Origin of the sequence: Rhodococcus sp. DN22 (assembly GCF_036669995.1) — a bacterium.
Classification (GTDB): Bacteria; Actinomycetota; Actinomycetes; order Mycobacteriales; family Mycobacteriaceae; genus Rhodococcus_F; species Rhodococcus_F erythropolis.
The window spans coordinates 1,213,947-1,228,356 of sequence record NZ_CP133326.1; the positions used below are offsets into that span (position 1 = coordinate 1,213,947).

The 14,410-nt window shown below is 62.3% G+C and carries 14 protein-coding genes; 9 read left to right on the forward strand and 5 right to left on the reverse strand.

What is annotated here, in order from left to right; genetic code table 11:
• Window positions 1-57: 57 nt before the first annotated feature.
• The 4 genes from RA302_RS05490 to RA302_RS05505 all read left to right on the forward strand — a co-directional run bounded on the left by RA302_RS05490 (window position 58) and on the right by RA302_RS05505 (window position 4,828).
• Entirely contained in the window at window positions 58-1,296 is a 1,239-nt protein-coding gene (locus RA302_RS05490) for a sensor histidine kinase (RefSeq protein WP_225320291.1), read from the forward strand.
• The gene (locus RA302_RS05495; protein WP_003945784.1) at window positions 1,284-1,925 is read left to right on the forward strand and encodes a response regulator transcription factor; all 642 of its coding nucleotides are present in this window, start codon (window positions 1,284-1,286) and stop codon (window positions 1,923-1,925) included. The genes RA302_RS05490 and RA302_RS05495 overlap by 13 nt, the downstream gene beginning before the upstream one ends.
• A gap of 161 nt (window positions 1,926-2,086) precedes the next feature.
• Window positions 2,087-3,115, forward strand: a complete 1,029-nt coding sequence (locus RA302_RS05500; RefSeq protein WP_003945837.1) for a beta-ketoacyl-ACP synthase III — start codon at window positions 2,087-2,089, stop codon at window positions 3,113-3,115.
• A gap of 96 nt (window positions 3,116-3,211) precedes the next feature.
• Window positions 3,212-4,828: a lipid II flippase MurJ gene (locus tag RA302_RS05505; RefSeq protein WP_225320292.1), complete on the forward strand. Its 1,617-nt coding sequence runs from the start codon at window positions 3,212-3,214 to the stop codon at window positions 4,826-4,828.
• On the opposite strand, the gene RA302_RS05510 is transcribed toward RA302_RS05505, so the two are convergent.
• The 3 genes from RA302_RS05510 to RA302_RS05520 all read right to left on the reverse strand — a co-directional run bounded on the left by RA302_RS05510 (window position 4,814) and on the right by RA302_RS05520 (window position 8,083).
• The gene (locus tag RA302_RS05510) at window positions 4,814-5,968 is read right to left on the reverse strand and encodes a nucleotide pyrophosphatase/phosphodiesterase family protein (protein ID WP_134998359.1); all 1,155 of its coding nucleotides are present in this window, start codon (window positions 5,966-5,968) and stop codon (window positions 4,814-4,816) included. The two genes, RA302_RS05505 and RA302_RS05510, sit on opposite strands and share 15 nt — an antisense overlap.
• Before the next feature lie 135 nt (window positions 5,969-6,103).
• Window positions 6,104-6,877 (reverse strand): VOC family protein, encoded by a 774-nt coding sequence (locus RA302_RS05515; RefSeq protein ID WP_019747156.1) that lies wholly within the window; start codon window positions 6,875-6,877, stop codon window positions 6,104-6,106.
• A 261-nt stretch (window positions 6,878-7,138) separates the two neighbouring features.
• Window positions 7,139-8,083 carry an alpha/beta hydrolase gene (locus tag RA302_RS05520; RefSeq protein WP_020906444.1) on the reverse strand — a complete coding sequence of 315 codons (945 nt, stop codon included), beginning with the start codon at window positions 8,081-8,083 and terminating at the stop codon, window positions 7,139-7,141.
• Window positions 8,084-8,302: 219 nt separating this feature from the next.
• On the opposite strand from RA302_RS05520, the gene RA302_RS05525 reads away from it, so the two are divergent.
• The gene (locus RA302_RS05525; RefSeq protein WP_003945592.1) at window positions 8,303-8,440 is read left to right on the forward strand and encodes a hypothetical protein; all 138 of its coding nucleotides are present in this window, start codon (window positions 8,303-8,305) and stop codon (window positions 8,438-8,440) included.
• On the opposite strand, the gene RA302_RS05530 is transcribed toward RA302_RS05525, so the two are convergent.
• The gene (locus tag RA302_RS05530; protein ID WP_166501913.1) at window positions 8,422-9,183 is read right to left on the reverse strand and encodes an SDR family oxidoreductase; all 762 of its coding nucleotides are present in this window, start codon (window positions 9,181-9,183) and stop codon (window positions 8,422-8,424) included. The genes RA302_RS05525 and RA302_RS05530 overlap by 19 nt on opposite strands.
• 203 nt (window positions 9,184-9,386) lie before the next feature.
• Between RA302_RS05530 and RA302_RS05535 the strand changes: the two genes are divergently transcribed.
• Window positions 9,387-9,548, forward strand: coding sequence for a hypothetical protein (locus tag RA302_RS05535; protein ID WP_161120888.1), 162 nt, complete (start codon window positions 9,387-9,389; stop codon window positions 9,546-9,548).
• Between the two features lie 106 nt (window positions 9,549-9,654).
• On the opposite strand, the gene RA302_RS05540 is transcribed toward RA302_RS05535, so the two are convergent.
• On the reverse strand, window positions 9,655-10,500 hold the full coding sequence (locus RA302_RS05540; RefSeq protein ID WP_238054139.1) for a glycosyltransferase family 92 protein: 846 nt from the start codon (window positions 10,498-10,500) through the stop codon (window positions 9,655-9,657).
• A 95-nt stretch (window positions 10,501-10,595) separates the two neighbouring features.
• On the opposite strand from RA302_RS05540, the gene RA302_RS05545 reads away from it, so the two are divergent.
• The 3 genes from RA302_RS05545 to RA302_RS05555 all read left to right on the forward strand — a co-directional run bounded on the left by RA302_RS05545 (window position 10,596) and on the right by RA302_RS05555 (window position 14,404).
• Window positions 10,596-11,831 carry a cytochrome P450 gene (locus RA302_RS05545; protein WP_166501914.1) on the forward strand — a complete coding sequence of 412 codons (1,236 nt, stop codon included), beginning with the start codon at window positions 10,596-10,598 and terminating at the stop codon, window positions 11,829-11,831.
• Window positions 11,828-12,391, forward strand: coding sequence for a TetR/AcrR family transcriptional regulator (locus tag RA302_RS05550; protein ID WP_019747163.1), 564 nt, complete (start codon window positions 11,828-11,830; stop codon window positions 12,389-12,391). Before RA302_RS05545 ends, RA302_RS05550 begins: the two co-directional genes overlap by 4 nt.
• Before the next feature lie 99 nt (window positions 12,392-12,490).
• Entirely contained in the window at window positions 12,491-14,404 is a 1,914-nt protein-coding gene (locus tag RA302_RS05555) for an alkyl sulfatase dimerization domain-containing protein (RefSeq protein ID WP_166501915.1), read from the forward strand.
• The last annotated feature ends 6 nt before the right edge of the window (window positions 14,405-14,410 follow it).

The following is a 14,410-nucleotide window of genomic DNA, read 5'->3' on the forward strand; positions in this document are numbered from 1 at the left end:
ATCAATGGTGTAGCCAGCTGTAGTGGATCGCGGCATCAGGTGCGGCATGCTGGGGCAGTGAAGAAGAGAACCAGGGCTGCGGTGTACGTGCTCGTCGAGGGTGCGGCAGCCGTGGTCTCCCTGTTCTTGCTGATGGTCGGTCTCATTCTGCTGTCGCTCTCGATTCTGATCGTCGGCTGGTTGCTGTTGCCGTCGTACGTGCGGGTGCTCCGGTGGTGGGCGGGTCTGGCCCGCAAGAGAACGGCTGCGTACACCGGACGCCCTGTTCTGCAGCGATACCCACCGATGCCCGGCAATCCGACCTTCGGGGATTGGCGCCGGTTCCTCACCGATCAGTCGACCAGGCGCGACGCGGCCTGGCTGTCGATTCATGGTCTGGGGGCTTTCGTCGCGGCGATGCTGACCATTGCTCTGCCACTCGGTGCACTCAATTCGATTGCCGTCCCGCTGTACTGGCAGCAGATGCCCGCCGGTGAACCCGTCAACAATCCGTACCCCGTGACGTCGTGGTTGGGCGCTGCCGGAATGCCGTTGATCGGCATCCTGTACCTCCTGATCGCGTGGTGGTTGGTCCCCGCGATGGCGAAGTGGATCAGCTGGTCGACCACGACTTTGCTTGCGCCGGACACGCGTTCGGACCTCTCGAAGCGCGTCACCGCCCTGACGGCCAGCCGCGCTGCGGCGCTCGACGCACATTCGGCCGAACTCAAGCGCATCGAGCGGGATCTGCACGACGGCGCGCAGAACCGTCTGGTCGCGGTGGTGATGATGTTGGGGATGGCCGAGCGGTCGTTGCAGAACAATCCGGACCAGGCTCTGCCACAACTGCATCGGGCCCAGGATGCGGCCACCGAGGCGTTGAGCGAACTCCGGACATTGGTGCACGACATCTACCCGCCGATCCTCGACGAGTTGGGTCTCGAGGGCGCGATCTCCGCGCTCGCCGGGCGCTCCGCCGTGCCCTGCGTACTCGAGATCGAAGAACTCCGCCGTGCCCCGGCTGCCGTCGAGGCTGCTGCGTACTTCGTCGTCGCCGAGGCCTTGACCAACGTCGCAAAACACAGCGGAGCGCGCAGCGTCACCGTCACGGCACGGACGGAGACGTCGGACGACTCGTTGGGTGAGACGATGCTCATCGACGTGATCGACGATGGTCAGGGCGGCGCGAACGAACGCCCGGGCGGCGGCGTGGCGGGTATCCGACGCCGGGTCGAGGCTTTCGAAGGAACCGCAGTATTGGAGAGCCCGGAGGGTGGACCGACAACGATGAGGGTGGAACTACCGTGCGGATTCTGATTGCCGAGGACGACGCTCTCCTGCGAGAGGGGCTGGCACTGCTGCTCCGCGGAGAGGGCTTCGAGGTGTCTGCCGTCTCCGACGCCGCACAGTTCCTCACGGTGTTCGAGGAGACCGCCCCCGACGCCGCGGTGCTCGACGTCCGGATGCCTCCTACTTTCACCAACGAGGGGCTTCGAGCGGCGATCGAGGTGCGCAAGCTTCGCCCGGGCTTTCCCGTCCTGGTCCTTTCCGCGTACGTCGAGGATCGCTACGCCGGTGAATTGTTGGCAGGAGGCGCCGGCGGGGTCGGGTACCTGCTCAAGGAACGGGTCGGCAAGGTAGCCGAGTTCGTCGACGCATTGAACCGGGTCGTCGACGGCGGAACCGTGATGGATCCAGAGGTTGTATCCCAACTGATGAGCCGTCGACGCGCCGACGATCCGATCAGATCACTGACCCCACGCGAGTCCGAGGTTCTCGGACTGATGGCGGAGGGGCTGGGAAATCAGGAAATCGCCAGGAAACTGGTCGTGAGCGACACTGCTGTGAGCAAGCACATAGGAAATATCTTCGCAAAACTTGGCCTGTCGGCTTCCGAAAGCGGGCATCGTCGTGTTTTGGCAGTTCTAGCTCATTTACGCGCCTGATCGTGGATCTGGACTACATACCTGACCGAAGCGTAATGTGAGCCAGCCTCATGTTGTTGCCGTGATCGAACGGTGACCTGAGAGGCAGGGGCTTATGTCCTGTACGTAACGTGTGATGTCGAATGCGCGTCATCACCAGAAACCAACGAGGAGATCGATCAATGGGTAAGCCGATTGCCAGTGTGGCCGGAGGTCGGCAGTCCGTCCTTCTCGGGCTCGGCGTTCACCGCCCGGAGCGAGTCGTGACCAACGACGAGATCTGCGAGCTGATCGATTCCACCGACGAGTGGATCCAGACGCGATCGGGTATCAAGTCGCGCCGGTTCTCCGGCGAGGGTGAAGGCATCCTCGCGATGTCGATCAGCGCGGCCCGTAAAGCACTGGACGTCAGCGGCATTGCTCCCGAGCAGATCGGCGCCGTGATCATCGCGACGTCGACGTGGGACCTGCAGACTCCTCAGGCTGCGTCCATCGTCGCCCACGAGCTCGGCATCAAGGGTCCGGCTGCATTCGACGTCGCGGCAGGCTGCGCCGGTTTCTGTACCGCCCTTGCCGTGGCCAGCGACCTCGTTCGCGGCGGCACGGTTGATCACGTACTCGTCGTCGGCGTCGAGTTGATGAGCGAGGCCACCGAGCCCACCGATCGCAGCGTTCGCTTCATCTTCGGTGACGGCGCAGGCGCAGTTGTCGTCGGCCCGAGCGATACCGTCGGAATCGGCCCGGTCGAGTGGGGTTCGGACGGCAGCCAGTCCGACGCCATCGTTCAGGAGCCGAGCTGGCTCGACTACACCAAGAACCCGACCGGACCTCGGCCGTGGATCAAGATGGCCGGTACCGCGGTGTTCCGCTGGGCTGCCTTCGAGATGGGCAAGGTCGCCACTCGTACCCTGGAGAAGTCGGGGCTGGGTATCGAGGACATCGACGCTTTTGTCCCGCACCAGGCAAACCAGCGCATCAACGAGGTCATCGCTCGCAGCATGAAGCTGCCCGAGGGCTTCCCCGTCTCCAACGACATCGCCGAGACGGGCAACACGTCCGCGGCCTCGATCCCGCTCGCCATGGAGCAGATGCTGCGCGACGGCCAGTGCAAGCCGGGCGACAAGGCATTGCTTCTCGCCTTCGGTGCGGGTCTGTCCTTCGCCGGCCAGGTTGTCGTCATGCCGCCGTTGGCTGGAGCGGAATCAGCCTGATCTTCTCTCGTGACGAGCGCCTCGAACCCCACGGTTCGGGGCGCTCTTCCGTTTCCGTCCAGATCGTCGAACCTCGCGATGTGGCACCCTGGCCAGATGGTCGAAAGTGCGGGGGAGTCCGAACGTACTGGTGTGACGGGCGGCAGCTTGGCGAAGATGGGCGGGCAAGTGGCGCTCGCCAGCACGGTCAGCCGGATCACCGGCTTCGTCCGCACCCTTGCCCTTGCCGCGGTCCTCGGCATCGCCCTGGTCAGTGATGCGTACAACGCGGCCAACAGCTTCCCGAACATGGTCTATCAGCTCCTCCTCGGCGGGATTCTCGCCAGCGTTCTGCTTCCGTATCTGACACGGCAGCGAAGTCGTGGGCGGACGCTCGAACGAGAGCAGACGCAGCGCGTTCTCACCGTCGGAGCGCTTGCTCTTGCGCTCGTGACGGTAGTGGCGGTGGTGTGCGCGCCGCCTCTGGTCTCGGCCGTGATCGATGATCCGGCTCAACGAGAGTTGACGACGCTCTTCGCGTACTTGCTTCTGCCGGAGATCTTCTTCTACGGCGTCACGGCGATGATGACGGCAGTACTCAGTGTTCGATCAGTGTTCGGTGCGCCGGCCTGGGCGCCGGTGATCAACAACGTCGTCCTTCTGGTGACGGTCGCGGTCTTCCTGTGTATCCCGGGGCCGGTGGCTCTGACTCCCGAGTCGATGACCACCGCGCAGGTCCTGGTGATCGGTATCGGCACTCTGCTCGGGATCGTGGCGCAAACCGCCGTCGTTGCTCGAGCGCTGCACCGCAACGGGTTTCGGTGGCGCCTTCGCGTGCGGGTCGTACCGCACACCTGGCGCCCGGTGCGCGTCGGGGCGCCGTTGCTCGGTTGGGTACTTGTGTACGTCGTCGCCGGTCAGATCGGTGTGTGGGTGACGATGAAGGTCACTCTCTCCCGTCACGTCTACTCGATGTACACGCACGCGGATCTGCTGTTTCAAGTGGCGTACGGCATTCTCGGTGTGTCGTTGTTGACGGTGCTGATGCCGCGGATCGCCAGGTCGGTTGCTGCGGGTGACGACGTCGGCGTCGTATCCGATCTCGGCCGGGGAGCCCGGTATTCGGTGGTGGCGCTGATTCCGGTGACGGTGGCGCTCATGGTGTTCGGCCCCTCGTTGACCACCTTGATCTTCTTCGGCCGGGTCGACGGCAGCAGTGCCCGGTTGATCGGGACGGCCGTTGCGGTCAGTGCATTCGGGCTGGTGCCTTTTGCGATGGTCATGCTTCAGCTTCGAGTGTTCTACGCCGACAACAACACCCGAACTCCCGCGGTGATCGCCATGGTGATGGTGATAGCCAAAACAGCGCTCGTTCTACTTGCGTCACTGTCCGCGAGTGACGAAACGCTGGTCCTGGCCGTCTGTGCGGCGGGCTCGTTCTCCTACGTGTGCGGAGCGGCGCTCGGCCACATCCTGCTTCGAAAGCGATACGGGCTGTTGGGATTCCGTCGCGTGCAGGCCACCGTCGGAAGGATTTCGGCGGCGGCAATTCTGGCAGGTGGTTGTGCGCTCGCTTTGGTGGTGGCGGTTCAGAACCGAGTTCCCGAGCCCAGGCTTGCTGCTGTTATTTCATTGTCGGCGGGTGCGGCCGTCGGTGCAGTCGTCCTGTTGGGCGCATGCAAGGTCGTCGGTGTTCCCGAGATTCGCCGGGCTCGGGCCCTACTGCTGTCCTGAGGACAAGAGCGGTACCAGCAGTTCGTCCGGAGTGAGGGCGCCGTGCTGTCCACGGAGGCCGGACAGTCCCGATTCGACAGATCGACGTACGACGGCCACGTCCCCGGACGCAATGGCGATGACATCACCGATCCGGCCGTGATACTCGGAATGCACTGCAGGCCCGAACAATCCTGCGACTATGCCCTCGGATCTCGTCCCGATCCACATGCGGTCACCCAGTTCGGCGCGCCAGCGGTCCGCAACATCTTGTGCAGCGCCTTCTCGGGTGTGGATGTGACGACATCTAGGTTCACCGGCAAGAGCGAGTACATCTTTGGACAGAATCGGAGTGTTGTCGAAGTCGATCTTGTTCTCGTCCGACACATCGACCATTCCGTGATCAGCCGTCACCAGCAATCTCACGTCCGGACCGAGAGCGGCGGCGAGTTGCTCGACCAGTCGATCGACAAGCATCAGTTGGAAAATCCACGGCTCGGACTCGGGGCCGTAGACGTGGCCGAGTGCATCGATCTCGCTGATGTAGCAGTACGTGAACGTACGGTCGGCAGATTTCGACGCGGCCACGGTGCGAGCGAGGAGGTCTCCGTATGCCTGGATTCCGGCGAACTGGGCGCCGCGCATTCCCGCCCGGGTGAGGCCGCTGCCGTCGAATTTGGACGGAACGACGGTAGTGACGGTGATGCCGGCGGCCGCGGCACGATCGAAGGTCGTGGCCTGCGGCTGCAGGGTCTCCGGGACGATGGAGTCGGTCTGAGATTCCTTCTTGCCCGCGCTGTGCCAACCCAGCCAGTTGAACACCGAATCGGCTTCTTCGACGTAAGACTGGTAACCGGTGATTCCGTGCGCCCCCGAGGGCAGCCCGGTCCCCAACGAGACGATGCTGGTGGCCGTCGTCGTGGGGAATCCTGCCCGTATGGGCGTTCCGATCAGTGAGTTCAGGAATGGTGCGTGTTCGGCGTTGCGGGCGAGCAAGTTCGCGCCCATCCCGTCTACCAGCAGAATTACAGTCTTCTGGCTGGGCTGTAGATCGAGACGGTTCGCTTCGCCGCTCACTCCGAGAGAAGCGAGTACCGACGGCGCAAGCGTCGACAGAGTCGGCTGCGAGTACACATCGAGGAGAGGGGCGGGGGCGGGCATCCCATGAGATTAGGCGTTGGACGCAGAAAACTGCATACCTTCTGGGCGAGTGTTCAAATCCGTGCGGTCAAATCGGGACTTTCCAGATGATCAGCGCGCAGAGACCGCGGGCCGGTGCGGCCTCTGCGCGGAGATTCACTCCATGATCGTGGAGATCTGGAACTTGGCACCGAGTGGATCGGCCACCGATGCGAGACGGCCGAAGGGCGTGTCCTCGGGATCGCGCAAGACGCTGCCGCCGAATTCGACGACCTTGGCGACGGCCGCGTCGGTGTCGTCCGCCCCGAAGTAAACCTGCCAGAACGACGGCACCTCTGCCGGGAGGAACGAGCTGGCATCCATCAAACCGGCGACGACGGTGTCGCCCTGCTTGGCCTGTGAGTACCGGAACTCGTCGCTGTCGCCGATGGACTCGTAAGTCCAGCCGAACACGTCGGTGTAGAACGGCAGGACCGCGGCGTAGTTCTTGGACAAAGTCTCGTGCCACACCGGGGCTCCGGCCTCGCCGACCAGACCGAAGCCGTGGTGCTGATCTGCCTGCCAGATACCGACGACTGCACCGGCAGGATCGCCCACGATCGCCATGCTGCCCTGGGGACCGACCTGCATCGACGGCATCATGATCATTCCGCCCGCGGCTTCGGCCTTGGACGCCGACGTTGCCGCATCAGTCGAGGAGATGTAGGTGGTCCAGACGTTGCCGTACGGGTTTCCCTCCTGCTGAGGTCCGAGCCCGGCGATGGGCTGCCCGTCTTTGCTGAAGATCGCGTAGCCGCCGTACTGCGGGTCGTCGTTTGTGTCAGTCTGCCAACCGAACACGTTGGTGTAGAAGGATTTGGCGACCTCGGTATCGGAGCTGGTGAGGTCGATCCAACAGGGTGTTCCGTCGAGCGCTGTGCGTGCGGGCATCTGAAACTCTCCTTTACCGAAACGGATACACAAGTACGGGTCGCGCAAATGCTTGGCCGAGGAAGGCGCGAATCTCACGCTACGCGCGTACCCCGACACATTCCCAGGGCTCGAGAGCTTTGGAGTATTTGACCGTTCGCGCTTACCGGTGGGCCGGACCTGCCGACGTAGTCGATCGCCGAATCGTCCTTGATACGCCGAAGTTGATGGGGCACTTGCTCGATCGGCGAGGCCGTTCCGCGGGTGTAGTGCCGGTACTTGTCAGCTCGTGATCAGCCCCGTGCGATCGAGCCACGCGAGCGCATGACGTGAAAACTCGTCCGGAATCTCCAACTGAGGGGTGTGGCCGGTATCGCCGAGAATGATGGTGGTCCAGTGTGGATGTGCGGCGGCGGCTGCCCGGGCAGCCTCGACCGGGACAAGCCGATCGCGATCGCCGTGTATCAGGAGCGTCGGAGTCGCGATCTCTCGCAGTGTCTTTCGATAAGAGGCCGGACGGGCGAGGGTCATCAACAGTGACCGTGCTGCCTGCAGGAACTCGGCATCCTGAGTGGGTTCGCCGCGACGAATCGCAGTCAAGGCAGCGCCCGCGTCGAGGACCGCGGGGTCTGCTCGCGTCGGATCGGCAAAACACAATCTGGTCATCTGAGCGGCCAACTGCCGGTCGGACATCTTCCGGCGTCCGAAGCCGAGAACCTGCTCACCGACGTACGGCATCGAGTAGAGCGCGAATTGGGCGGCGACGGTCAGATCGGGAAGTTGGACGGGCAGTGGGAGCGCCGGATCCACCAGCACCAGGCCGGCAACTGATTCGGGATTGGCATGGGTCGAGATTGCCGAGACCATTCCCCCCATCGAATTGCCGAACAGGACGGCAGGTTCACCTACTACTGTCTCGAGAAAGCGATTCAGGAGTGCTGCGTTGGCGTCGACGCCGGTGTGCCGCCCACGGGCAGAGGTGAGTCCGAATCCGGCGAGGTCCAGCGCGTACACACGCGTGCGCGCCGCCAGCGTCGGTGCCACCCGCACCCAGTTCAGGTGCGAGCCGCCCAGACCGTGAACGAGCACGATGGGCGGCGCTCCGCTGGGACCGCCGAAGTCGATCCAGTGAACATCACCGCCGAGGTCGGTGATGTTGCTTGTCCCGCCCCACGGGTGTGTGAGGGTGCTTCCGTCGGCGAGTTCGGCCGAAACAGCGGATTCCATACCTGACAGGATGCACCGAGGCGCGGTTCCAGTCACGCGATCGTTCCGGTTCGGTATCCGAAACTGTGTCCTCGATCACGGATTATCGGGAAGCTCGGGAAACGGGCAAAACGGAATTTGATTGGTGTCAAGCACTTTTCGCGGTTGTGATCGCTTTCCGACGGCCGTGGCGCGCGTCCGGCGGAGATCGGTTCGGGCATACTGAAAACCATGTGGTGGATGGTCGGGCTCATTGTTCTGGCCGCGCTGGTTTTGGCATCCGTTCTGGTCGGTTTCGTTTTCCGCCGCCCGATCGCCGAAGCCAAGTCGGCGGTGCTTGCCTTCGACGACGCCAGCTCTCAGCCCCAGCGCGACTGACCACCGTCGAGCGGAATTGTTGCTCCAGTCAGATACGCGGCATCCGGGCCGACCAGGAAAGCCACCGCGGTGCCGATGTCCGTTTCGCAGTCCCCGATCCTCCGTAGCGGAATCCCGGCAACAAAAGCGGCAGCCTCTTCCGGGCGTGCATCTGCCCAACGCTGTAGCCCGGGTGAGGACGCGTGAGGAGCAACCGCGTTGACTCGGATCCCGTCGACGCCCCATTCGCACGCTGCTGCGCGACTGAGGGCTCGGACGGATTCCTTCACGGCCGCGTATCCGCCGTAGCCGGCGGCGTCCCAACGGACGGCCACGGAACTGACCATGTTGATGATCGCCCCGCCGCCGCGCTCCTTCATGAACGGGTAGCAGGCTTGCATGGTTCGCAGCGTCGCGACGGGACCGGAAGTCAATCCGTCGGCAAGGCGCTCCGGAGTGAGGTCGAGGACATTGCCGAGCGGGTTGAGGCTGGCGTTGTTGATCAGAATGTCGACGCCGCCGAACAGTTCCACCGTCCGTGCCACGGCAGCGGTGATGGAATCCGCGTCGGCGATATCCATGAGCACCGGTTCGGCACGGCCTCCGCGTTCGGCGATCTCGTTACATGTGACGACGAGTTTCGACTCAGTGCGGCCCGCCACCGCGACGGAAGCACCTTCCTTGGCAAGTGCAAACGCAACACCCTGGCCGACGCCTTGCCCTGCGCCAGTGATCAGCGCCACTTTTCCATCCAACTTGCCCACTGCTGTTCTCCTGCTCGTCATTCAACGGTTCCCGAAGCGTTGTCCGAATCGCGCATTGTTACTCGTGGGTTCCCGCTGGATGAGATGTGAGTTACGTCCCACTCAACGGCACCGCTTCAAATTTCGGCTGTCTTACGTATATTGTGAGCGCCGTTACACACCGTACGCGCGGACCGCGTAAATACCATGATGAGGAGCTAGACATGGCACAGACTGGAAGTATGGATCCGATCACCGCAGGCAACCTTGCTGACGGCGCAAAGATCCTTGCGGGACTCGCAGGCATCATCACCGGCATCGCAGCTATCGCGACGTTCGCTGGTGCAATTGGCAACGCTGGCAGCACCGCCGCACCCAAGGCTTGATCTGCAAGTTTTACGCTCCTTTCGGCCCGTGTCCTGAAGGCATTGCCTTCGTGGACGCGGGCCGGAGGTCTATCTGTGCCTGAATGTCTGTGTCTTGCAGGCACATTCAATTCTGTGATGCGTCAATTGCCGCCGGAACATCCACACCTTCTTCGTGGATTTGGGGTCCGAAGTTCGGCAGCGGAGTGAAGTCGAGTGCCGCCTCCGAACCGCGGTAATGGCGGAAGTAGAAGAGGGATCGGTCGGGCCGCACCAGGCTGTCCGGTTCGCTTGTCTTCCATCCCCAGTGGACGTCCGCTCGCAGAATCTCCGACAGCCTCACGATGTTCTTGCAGCCGTGGCTTTGCAGTCCAAGGCATTTCAATTCCTCGACGTCTCGCAGTTGCCCGTCGCGCGTCCACCTGGATTCGTAGACCAGAGCGTCGAGAACAACACGGTGTGAATCCGCCTGAGTAGCTCCGGCAAGTAGAGCCTCCCAGTCCAATCCTGGTGCGTGTTCGAGGTATTCGTCGGCGTCGATGAATGCTGCCCACGCGACGGTGTCGCGGTACCGGCTCACGTAATCGACGTAGGCCTCTACCTGTCCGTGCACGATCCGACCGTCCTCCTCGCGCGGTTGCCAGTCGACGATCGTCACCGGAAGGTCGTGCAGTTCTTTGCGGAATGCGACCTGAACTTCACTGTCCGACATCGATCGGGTGAAGGCGCCGTAAGAGTTGCCTCTCTTGTCCTCGCTGCGGCCGTGCCAACGGTTGAGGCTGAATGCGCTTGTCTTGCGGGTGGACCCGACGGAACCGGTGTTGTCGTAGAGAACAACCTCCCAGCCTTGCTCGATGTGGTGCAGGCACCAGTCTCTGATGAAGGGGAGATGTTCGCGGGGGAGCAGGACCGCAACCACGGCGCGGCGTCCGGTGTCAGAGCTGTTTGGGTGGTTCTTCGGGTCCGTGATCACCCGACACACGATAGTGCTCTGCGTGGAAGCGAGTTACTCGATATTGAACATGGAGATAGGTTGACACATCTATCAATTTGTCTCATAGTCGAGTCATGACAACATCTGTGTCACATTCGCCACGGTTTGTTCCTTCCACCGGGGAGTCCTGGCGTTCGCCCTGGGCCATGTACGACGCATTGCGAGAGAACGACCCGGTGCACAACGTGGTGCCGGAAGCCTCGCCGCAGGACGACTACTGGGTGCTCACCCGTCACGAAGACGTCTACAACGCCGCTCGTGATTACGAGACGTACTCGTCGGCAAAGGGATTGACCACCGTCTATGGTGAGCTCGAGCAGATCGGGATGCAGGACAATCCGCCGTTCGTGATGCAGGATCCGCCAGTGCAGTCGGAGTTCCGGCGCATGGTGTCGAAGGGTTTCACTCCGCGTCAGGTATCGGCGGTCGAGCCGATGGTTCGCGAATTTGTCGTCGAACGTATCGAGGCGCTGAAAGCGCGTGGCAGCGGCGACATCGTCGTCGAGCTCTTCAAACCGTTGCCGTCGATGGTTGTCGCACACTATCTGGGTGTGCCGGAATCGGACCGTGACCAGTTCGACGGCTGGACCGAGGCCATTGTCGCTGCCAATTCGGCAGGTGGTGTGGCCGCGGCAGCGACGACGGCGCAGGCCGCCACCGGTGAGTTGATGATGTACTTCGCGTCGCTGATCGACCGCCGCAAGGTCGAACCGGGTGACGACACGATTTCGCACCTACTCGCCGCTGGACTCGGTGAAGACGGCGACATGTCCGGCCTGCTGTCGATTCTGGGCTTCGCCTTCACCATGGTGGCCGGTGGAAACGACACCACAACAGGAATGCTGGGTGGTTCGGTGGCGATGCTGACCGAACGCCTCGACCAGCGTCAGATCCTGCTGGACGATCCCGCGTTGATCACCGACGCGGTCGACGAGTTGCTTCGCCTCACCTCACCGGTCCAAGGACTGGCACGCACCACGACTCGGGATGTGGCCTTGGGCGGCAAAGTGATTCCGGCAGGACGTAAGGTTTTGTTGATGTACGGTGCGGCCAATCGTGATCCCGAAAAGTACGGACCCGACGCGGCGGAGTTGGACGTCTTGCGTCGACCGCAGAAGATTCTCACCTTCAGTCATGGCGCCCACCACTGTCTGGGGGCGTCGGCAGCTCGGATGCAGGCTCGAGTTGCGTTGGAAGAGTTGCTCTCCCGGATTCCAGATTTCCATATCGACGTCGACGCGATGCAATACGCGCCGGGCAACTACGTGCGCCGTCCTCTCACAGCGCCCATGTCGGTGACCCGGCCGTGAGCAACGACTGGCTCGGTGAGGGGCGCGCCTTGGCGGCAGCCGAGAAGATCCTCGACAGTGCGGCGCAACTGTTCGTCGAGAAAGGTGTCAACGCCGTCGGTATGGCGGAGATAGCCTCTGCTGCAGGATGTTCCCGGGCCACCCTGTATCGGTACTTCGAGAATCGGCAGGCCCTTCACATTGCATTCGTTCACCGCGAAGCGCGCAGGCTGGGAACTGCGATCGCGGAATCGGTAGCGACCATCGATGATCCGAGCGAGCGTCTCGAAACGGCGATGCTCACCGCAGTGTCCGCGGTGCGCAGCACTCCGACGTTGGCTGCATGGTTCACTCCGGGTGATGCGAGTCTTGCAGGTGAACTTGCCAATTCATCCGACGTCATCAACGGACTGGGCGTCGCGATGCTCGGTGAAATCGGAGCAGGCACAGCGTCACGAGCACGCTGGATCGTGCGAGTGATCCTCTCACTGCTCATGGTGCCGGGTGCGGACGAGAACGACGAGCGGACGTTGGTGCGTGAGTTCGTTGCTGCGCTGTTGAACGCTGGACGAACCACGTGATCATCCCTTCCGGGTGATGCGCGAGGACTACGTGGCGATCGAGGATGAACCGGTATCCAGACACAGGACACCGCGAGTTCCCGAGGAGCGTAAGAGAAGATGACTACACCATCCGAACTCGACCCCAAGCCCGCTACCGAAGCGACTCGCCTTGCGAATGCCCAGGTTCTCCGTGATCTTCCGTTCGATGACACATTCGACTTCGAACTGATTTCTCGAGGTCTGGTAGCGCCGCTCATCGACGGCGGGTTGGTCAAGGGTGACAAAGGACAGTTCATCTTCTCCTACGACGCCTACGGGTTCGCCGACGGCGAAGCGCCGGACACAGTCAACCCGAGTCTCTGGCGCCAAGCCACTTTGATGGGAAAGGGCGGCGGGCTCTTCAAGCTTGCCGATCGCCTCTACCAGGTGATCGGCCAGGACTTGTCGAACACGACGATCATCGAGGGCGATACCGGGTTGATCATCGGTGACACCCTGATGTCCGCGGAAACAGCCGCTCTTGCGCTGGAGTTGTACTACCAGCACCGCCCCAAGGTCCCGGTCAAGGCAATTATCTTCACACACTCCCACGGCGACCATTTCGGCGGAGTCAAAGGATTTGTCACCGACGAAGAGATCGAGTCCGGTGCCGTAAAAGTCTATGCACCAGACAGTTTCACGGAGGAAGCGATCTCCGAGAACGTGCTCGCCGGCGCGGCGATGACCCGTCGCGGAATGTACATGTACGGATCGTTCCTGCGCCCGGGTCCACAGGGGCAGGTATCCGGTGGTCTCGGATTGTCCACCTCGCACGGCACGTCGACGTTCGCCGTGCCGACCGACGTCATCACCGAGCCGGTACACGAAGAAGTCATCGACGGTGTGCGCGTGACGTTCATGCTCGCACCGGGCACCGAAGCGCCGTCCGAAATGTTGTTCTATCTACCCGATTTCAAGGCGCTCGGGTCGGCGGAGGACGTCACGCACACAATGCACAACCTGTACACGTTGCGCGGCGCCAAAACTCGCGACGCCAAGGCCTGGTCGCACTACGTTCGTCTGGCTATGGAACTTTTCCCCGACGTCGAAATCATTTTCGCGCAGCATCATTGGCCCACGTGGGACAACGACAAGATCTTGAAGCTGATGTCGGATCAGGCAGACCTGTACAAGTATCTGCACGATCAGACGTTGCGTCTTGCCAACAAGGGACTGACACCGGTAGAGATTGCCGACCAGATCGAGGTACCCGACGCCATCGGAAAGCAGTGGTACAACCGCGGGTACTACGGCTCGCTCAGTCACAACGTCAAAGCGATCTACACCTTCTATCTCGGTTGGTTCGACGGCGTTCCCGCTCACCTCAATCCTCATCCGCCGGTGGAGAACGGCAAGCGCTACGTCGAAGCCGTCGGCGGACCCGATGCGCTTCTGACCAAGGGCAAGCAGGCGTTCGACGACGGAGACTACCGCTGGGCCGCGGAGTTGGTGAACCATCTGGTGTTCGCCGATCCGAGTAATCAGAAAGCGCGAGAGTTGTTGGCGGACACGTACGAACAACTCGGCTACCAAGCCGAGAACGGTACGTGGCGCAACTTCTACCTGGTCGGAGCGATGGAATTGCGGCATCCGCTGGCGCCGATGCCGTCCAACAACCCCACTGGCCCGGCCGTGGTCGCAGTGATGCCGCTCGAACAGATGCTGGATTTCTGGGCAGTTCGCCTCGATGGCCCGAAGGCCGCCGACGTCGACCTGTCGTTGCGATTCGTGTTGTCGGACACTGCGGACAACGTCCTGGTCACAGTGTGCAACGGCGTGCTGAATTACGACACGGACAAGGCAGATGCTTCGGCGGCGCTGACTCTGACCTTGACCCGTGCCGTGTTCAACGAGGTGTATCTGGGAACGACTTCGCTCACCGAATCCATCAAGGCCGGAACGGCAAAAGCTGTGGGAGATCAGTCTGAACTGGAGACGTTCATCTCGCTGCTGGAGGACTTCGATCTGTGGTTCGACATCGTGACGCCGTGACAGTCG